Origin of the sequence: Rhodococcus sp. O3 (assembly GCF_048897285.1) — a bacterium.
Classification (GTDB): Bacteria; Actinomycetota; Actinomycetes; order Mycobacteriales; family Mycobacteriaceae; genus Rhodococcus.
Window position 1 is genome coordinate 22,453 of record NZ_JBMBTE010000070.1, and the last position, 6,158, is coordinate 28,610.

General features: G+C 68.6%; 5 protein-coding genes and 1 riboswitch. Of the genes, 1 reads left to right on the top strand and 4 read right to left on the bottom strand.

Annotated elements, in window-relative coordinates:
• Positions 1-24 precede the first annotated feature (24 nt).
• The 4 genes from ACN675_RS18860 to ACN675_RS18875 form a co-directional block, all read right to left on the bottom strand.
• Positions 25-1,116, bottom strand: coding sequence for an ABC transporter substrate-binding protein (locus ACN675_RS18860; protein ID WP_420752293.1), 1,092 nt, complete (start codon positions 1,114-1,116; stop codon positions 25-27).
• 41 nt (positions 1,117-1,157) lie between these two features.
• The gene (locus ACN675_RS18865) at positions 1,158-1,922 is read right to left on the bottom strand and encodes an SDR family NAD(P)-dependent oxidoreductase (protein WP_420752294.1); all 765 of its coding nucleotides are present in this window, start codon (positions 1,920-1,922) and stop codon (positions 1,158-1,160) included.
• A gap of 107 nt (positions 1,923-2,029) precedes the next feature.
• On the bottom strand, positions 2,030-3,073 hold the full coding sequence (locus ACN675_RS18870) for an NADP-dependent oxidoreductase (protein WP_420752295.1): 1,044 nt from the start codon (positions 3,071-3,073) through the stop codon (positions 2,030-2,032).
• 37 nt (positions 3,074-3,110) lie between these two features.
• The gene (locus ACN675_RS18875; protein WP_420752296.1) at positions 3,111-4,604 is read right to left on the bottom strand and encodes a class I adenylate-forming enzyme family protein; all 1,494 of its coding nucleotides are present in this window, start codon (positions 4,602-4,604) and stop codon (positions 3,111-3,113) included.
• A 256-nt stretch (positions 4,605-4,860) separates the two neighbouring features.
• Positions 4,861-4,951: riboswitch (glycine riboswitch) on the top strand.
• Positions 4,952-5,090: 139 nt separating this feature from the next.
• Here ACN675_RS18875 and ACN675_RS18880 point away from each other — a divergent pair.
• On the top strand, positions 5,091-6,095 hold the full coding sequence (locus ACN675_RS18880) for a DMT family transporter (protein ID WP_420752297.1): 1,005 nt from the start codon (positions 5,091-5,093) through the stop codon (positions 6,093-6,095).
• Positions 6,096-6,158 lie beyond the last annotated feature (63 nt).

A 6,158-nucleotide genomic window follows, 5' to 3' on the forward strand; every position in this document is an offset into this window, starting at 1 on the left:
ACTCCTTCTCCGGCGATCCCGGGACTACTGGTTGAACAGGCGGCCGAAGCGGGCCTTGAGATCCTCGAGTGCTGCCGGCGTCATCGCCTCGGTGTTCTGGGGGGCGACCTTGTCGACGGTGGTGACGGACGAGCCGATGTTCGGCAGCACGGCGGCGTTGCGGAACGAGACGGCTTCCTGGCCGGCCGGCGTGATCATGTAGTTGGCGAGGACCTGTGCCGCGTTGGGATGCACGGCGTCGGCGAGGATCGCGGTGTACATGGGGGCGCCCCACACGACGTCCCCGAACGCCGAGTCGACGGGCGCGCCGGTCCGCTGTTCGCTCTTCTGGTCCTGCACGAACGCGGCGACGGCGATCTCACCGGAGGCGAGGGCCTGCGCCAGCGGCAGTGCGCTGGGGTAGATCCGCGGGGTCTGGGCGGCGAGCTTCTCGAGGAAGCCCTCTCCCCCGACCTGTTCGAGGTAGCTGTCGTAGAAGTCGACGTGGGCGGTCGAGGTGGGGGTGACGATGCCGATCTTCCCGCCGGCGAGAGACGGATCCAGCAGGTCGCTGTAGCTGTCGATGCCGTCGGGCTGTCGCTGGGTGTTCCAGCCGAAGGTCAGCACCGACGCGTTGGTGACGAAGTAGCCGGTGTCGTCCTTCAGCGTCGTGACGTCGTATTCGCTCGCGGAGTCGGTGAAGGCGGGGCCGACGGGTTCGGCGAAGGCTCCGTTCGCGCCGTTCTCCACGGCCCAGGGGACGCTGGCCTGGGTGACGATGTCGGCCACGCGGTTGCCGGTCTCCGCCTCCGCGCCGATCTTCTGGTGCAGGTTCGCGTCGACGTCGCGGACCACGTTGAGGCGGATGCCGTAGTCGGCCTCGAAACGGCGGCCGAGTTCGGCGAGGGCGTCCGCGGCGTTCGACGAGTAGATCGTGACCTCGCCCTCCGCCTTGGCCGCCTCGACGATCTGCTGCCAGGCATCATCGCCGGCCGGACCGGTGGATCCGATCGAATCGGACGTGATGCGGTCGTCGCCGCCGTTTCCGCCGCAGGCCGCGACAGCCGCTGCGAGAGCACCTGCGGTCAGGGCCGACAGGAAGGCACGCCGGGTGCGGCGGGTGTGGATGGGGTTCATGTGGGGCTCCTGGTGGTCGGTCGGGGTGGGACCGAGATCTGTCAGGGGGTGGAGGTGCGGCCGCCGTCGACGGGGATCACGGCGCCGGTGGTGTAGGTCGAGCCGGGTCCGGCGAGATACAGTGCTGCACCGACGATCTCGTCCGGATTTCCCGCGCGCTGGAGTGGCATCCCCCGGAACAGCTCATCGGCCGATTCCTTGTCCCAGGCCTTGCTGATGTCCGTGAGGAAGGCACCGGCCATGATCGTGTTGACGCGCACGTTGGGCCCGTAGGCCTGGGCGAAGCCCTTGGTCAAGGTGTTGAGCCCCGCCTTGGCGGCCGCGTACGGCAGGTCGGTGGTCATCGGCCGCTCGGAGGCGATCGAGCTGATGTTGATGATCGATCCCCCGGAACCGGCCGCCATCCGGGGCCCGACGAGGCTGGTGAGCCGGAACGCGCCCTTGAGGTTGACGCCGATCACCTTGTCGAACAGTTCTTCGGTGACCTGGTCGAGGCTGGGGTACAGCGGTGCCATGCCCGCGTTGTTGACCAGGATGTCCAGGTGCCCGAACTCGTCGTAGATCCGTTCGACGAGTGGTGCGTGAGCGTCCCAGTCACCGACGTGGAAGGCGAGCGGAAGCGCCTTGCGGCCGGTGGTCTCGGCGACCTCGGCGGCCAGCTTCTCACAGCTGTCGACCTTGCGGCTGACGATGACGGTGTCGGCGCCGGCGTTCGCGAAAGCGAGAACCATCTCGCGGCCCAGGCCGCGGCTACCGCCGGTGACGAGCGCGACCTTTCCTTCGAGAGGAAGTGGATGCGAAGTCATGATGGCTCCTGTCGATGAGGTCGGCACCGGAGGGCGCCGAAGGGGTGGGAAGGGTGCAGCGGGACACCGGCGTCACCAAGGGCGACGTCGGGACGGTCCCGGTGGGGTCAGGTGGAGGTGGTGAGCGGAACGAGGGCCTTGCCGGTGGCGGCGCCGTCGAGCATCCCGACGAAGGCGTCCCATGCACCGGCGATGCCGCCGGGGAATTCGGTGTGGACGGGCCGGACCCGTCCGGCCCGGACGAGTCCGGCCATCTCGTCCTCGAACTGCTCGCGTGCGTCGAGATGGTCGGCCAGCAGGAAGCCTTCCATCCGCGCCCGGCGCCAGACGAGTTTGAGGAGATTGCTCGGGCCGGGCACGGGTGCGGCGGAGTTGTAAACGCTGATCATCCCGCACAGGGCGATGCGGGCGTGGTCGGCGAGCACCCGGATGGCCGCTTCGAGCTGTTCTCCTCCGACGTTGTCGAAGTAGACGTCGAGAGCCGTGGCCCCGACTTCGGCCATCGCGGTACGCAGCAGGTCCTTCGCCGGCCCGTCGTGGTGGTCGAAGGCCGCGTCCGCTCCGAGTTCCTTTGTGAGCGCGACTTTCTCCGGCGATCCGGCACTCGCGATCACCACGGCGCCGCGCTGTTTCGCCAACTGGACGGCGGTGGACCCGACCGCGCCGGCCGCAGACGACACGAACACCACGTCGCCGTCTCGGACCTGCGCGATCCGGTCGATCCCCACCCAGGCCGTCATCCCCGGGATGCCGAGGACACTCAGGTGCAGGGCCGCGGGCAGGTCGTCGTGCCGAAGCCTGCGGCAGTCGGTCACGTCGACGAGACTTTCCGTGCGCCAACCGTATTCGTGGAGAACGAGCGATCCCACCGGCAGCTCCGGCCGATCGGAACGGGACACGATGCCGACCGTCGGCGCGAGCATGGGCGCATCGAGCTCGTACGGTTCGGCGTAGGACGCCCCTCCCCCCATCCGGCCCCGCATGTAGGGCTCGACGGACATGACGAGGTTCCGCACGCGGACCTGCCCGGGAGCAGGGTCACCGAGAGTCGTCTCGACCAGTTCGACGTCGGTGGCACGGGGGCGCCCGTTCGGACGTGCCCGCAGGACCCATTCGCGCCCAAGGAGTTCGGTGTCGACGGTGTCGGTCACGGCAATGCCTGTTCTCTCCACGATGCGGACGGCCGGGTCATCCTGCGAGGCCGGCGGTGACCTGCTCGACGAGGTCGCGGCGCACGAGTTTGCCGGTCGGGGTACGAGGCAGATCGTCGACGAACACCACGTCGTCGGGAGTCCTCGAGCCGCGCAGGCGCTCGCGGCACCACGTCCGGATCGCGTCGGCGTCGTCGTGGGCGTCCGCCGCCGGGACGATCACCGCGCAGATCCGTTCGCCCCACTCGTCGTCGGGGGTGCCGATCACGGCCACCTCCCGCACCTGGGGATGATGCGCCAGCACGTCCTCGATCTCGGCCGGCGCAATGTTCTCACCACCCCGGATGATGGTGTCGTCCGCGCGGCCACCGATGTAGAGGTAACCGTCCTCGATCCGGGCGCGATCCCGGGTGGGGAACCAGCCCTCCGTGTCGAGCACCGAGCCGTTGCCCATGTACTCGCCGCTGACCTGCGCTCCGCGCACCCACAGCAGGCCCGTCTCCCCCTCGGGCAGTACGCGATCGCCGTCCTCCGAACGGATCTGCGCCTCGATACCGGGCACGATCCGGCCCGTCGAGGCGAGCCGGCCGCGCAGTTCCGGATTCGCGAAGGCTTCCCGATGGTCCTCGGGACCGAGGACCGCGATCGTCGAACTGGTCTCCGTCAGGCCGTAGGCGTTGACGAATCCGGTGTCGCCGAACGCCGCGAGAGCACGTTCGAGGACCGGCTGGGGCATCCGTGCACCGCCGTAGGCGAGCGACCCGAGTGTCGGGACGTCGGCGGGCGCGCCGTCGAGGTGGTCGACGATGCGGGCGAGCATCGTGGGCACCACCATCGCGCTCGTGACCCCCTCCGTCCGGACGAGGTCGAGCCACCCCTGCGGCGTGAAATCGGGGAGGTAGACCATGCGGCGACCCGAGTAGACGTTGCTCAGGACGGCCCCGAGACCTGCGATGTGATACGGCGGGGTGCTCACCAGGGTCGCGTGTTCCTCTGCCGCGGAACCGAATTCGACGGTGTTGAGAAGATACGACAGCAGGTGGCGGTGACGGAGCAGCACGCCCTTCGGAGCCGAGGTGGTACCGGAGGTGAACAGCACGATCGCCGTGCCCTCGTCCTCCGAGCGATCGGCCTCCAACGGCTCCGTCGCGTTCGCCAGTCCGAGGAATTCGTCCGTCGAGACGATGCGGCGCGCGCATCCGTCGAGTTTGGTCACGTACTCGGGGTCCGCCACGACCACCGGCTCGTCGAGTCGGTCGATCAGTTCGAGCAGTTGCGGGGCCGGAAGCCGGTAGTTCAAGGGAGCCAGGGGGATTCCGGCGCGCCCCGCTGCGAACATGAGCGCGGGGAGCACCGGACCGTTGACGCCGACGAAGACGACGTGGCGGGCTCCGAGCTCGGCGAGCAGGCCCGCACCGCGCGAAGCGAGTTCGTCGAGTTGCCGATAGGTCGTGCCGTTCGCCCGCGGACCCAGAGCGATCCGATCGGGGGTGGCGGCAGATGCCATGTCGAGGACCATCCCGATGCCCATATGACCACCTGTCTGTAGATGCCGTTGCCGTACGAGAGAAGAGACGAGTCGACCGGTGTTCCCGATTCGTCGGAATGCGAAATCACCGATGCACGCCGGTCGAAAAACCGTGTGACCCACACCATAGCAATTATGCCAATATTTGTGAAGGTATCTGACAATCTTTTCCGACACGGCCTATGACCTGCGGAAACAGCTCGACTCCGCCTCCCGCCTGTTGTCATGACATACTTGACGACACAACTGAACAGCCACCCGAACCGCGGCGGGAGAGTCCCGCACAGCAGCGGGCGCCGAAGGAGCAACCTCCCCGGGAATCTCTCAGGCCCCCAGACCGCCGTGGCGAGGCTCCTCTGGAAAGCAACCCGTCCGGGTTCACCGAAGGTGTAAGCGGATCACGTCCGCGAAAGCTCTCAGGTCCGATGACAGAGCGGGGAACGACAGCACCCGCTGGTGCCGCTGGGCACCCTGGCCTGAGGAATACGTGTGACCGTTTCCCTCGGCGCGCCGCCGCGCGCCCATGTTTCCGTCGCGCCGCCGCGCGCCCATGATTCCGTCGCGCCGCCGCGCGCCCAACTTCCCGCTCCCGCTCCCCGATCCGCGCCCTCCCGCGACCGGCGATTCGGCATCGTCGCCATCGTCCTGTCCGCCACGGCGATGGGCGCGGCCGGCCTGTTCGGACGCATGGCCACGCCCGCCGGTGCGGTGCTCGGTGAGGCGCTGACCTTCGGGCGCATGGCGGTGGGCGCGGTTGGGATGCTGGTGCTGCTCGCGTTCACCCGTCGTCTCGGGCAGGTGCGGCGGGTCCGCCTGTCCGGGTCGGTCGTCGCGGGTGGGGTGTTCCTCGGTCTGTCGCTGGCCACCTACCTGTCCGCGACCGTCCTGACCGACCTGTCCCGGGCCGTGGTGTTGCACTACCTCGGACCGGTCGTCGCGACCGTCCTCGCCCGCGTGGTGTTGAAGGAATCGATCACGCGCCTCGACGCGTTGTCGCTCGGCGCGACGTTCGTCGGCATGCTGTTCGCGGCCGGCTTCGTCGGCGGGAATTCCGCCGGTGGCGAGCAGGAGACGCTGGGGACCGTGCTCGGGGTCGCGTCGGGAATCTTCTACGGCGCCGCCCTGCTGTGCTACCGATACCGGAGCGACATGCCGTCCGATGTCCGGTGTTTCTGGAACTTCGCCTTCGGCGCGGTCGCGACCGCGGCGATGGTCGTGGTGACGCGGCCCGACATGTCGGGCATGACGGCGAGCAACTGGGCCTGGGCGGCAGGGTTCTTCGTCGTCTGCGGTCTGTTCGCCCTGGGTCTGCTGGTGGTCGCCGGTAAGCACCTGCGTGCCGCCGAGCTGTCGGGTCTGTCCTATCTCGAAGTGGTGGTGGCCCTGACGATCGGCGTGCTCGCGTTCGGCGAGGCCGCGTCCACCCTGGCCGTGTTCGGTTCGGCGCTGATCCTGGTGGCGATGGCGCTGCCGCTGCTCGTCCGTCGGCGATAACCCCTCGCGCGTGGTTCCGGTAGCACCCGCTACCGGAACCACGCGCGAGAAGGGGTCAGTCCT

Excerpts from the sequence above, each read along its gene's own strand:
- ACN675_RS18860 (WP_420752293.1), bottom strand. The coding sequence starts at position 1,116 with ATGAACCCCATCCACACCCGCCGCACCCGGCGTGCCTTCCTGTCGGCC.
- ACN675_RS18865 (WP_420752294.1), bottom strand. The coding sequence starts at position 1,922 with ATGACTTCGCATCCACTTCCTCTCGAAGGAAAGGTCGCGCTCGTCACC.
- ACN675_RS18875 (WP_420752296.1), bottom strand. The coding sequence starts at position 4,604 with ATGGGCATCGGGATGGTCCTCGACATGGCATCTGCCGCCACCCCCGAT.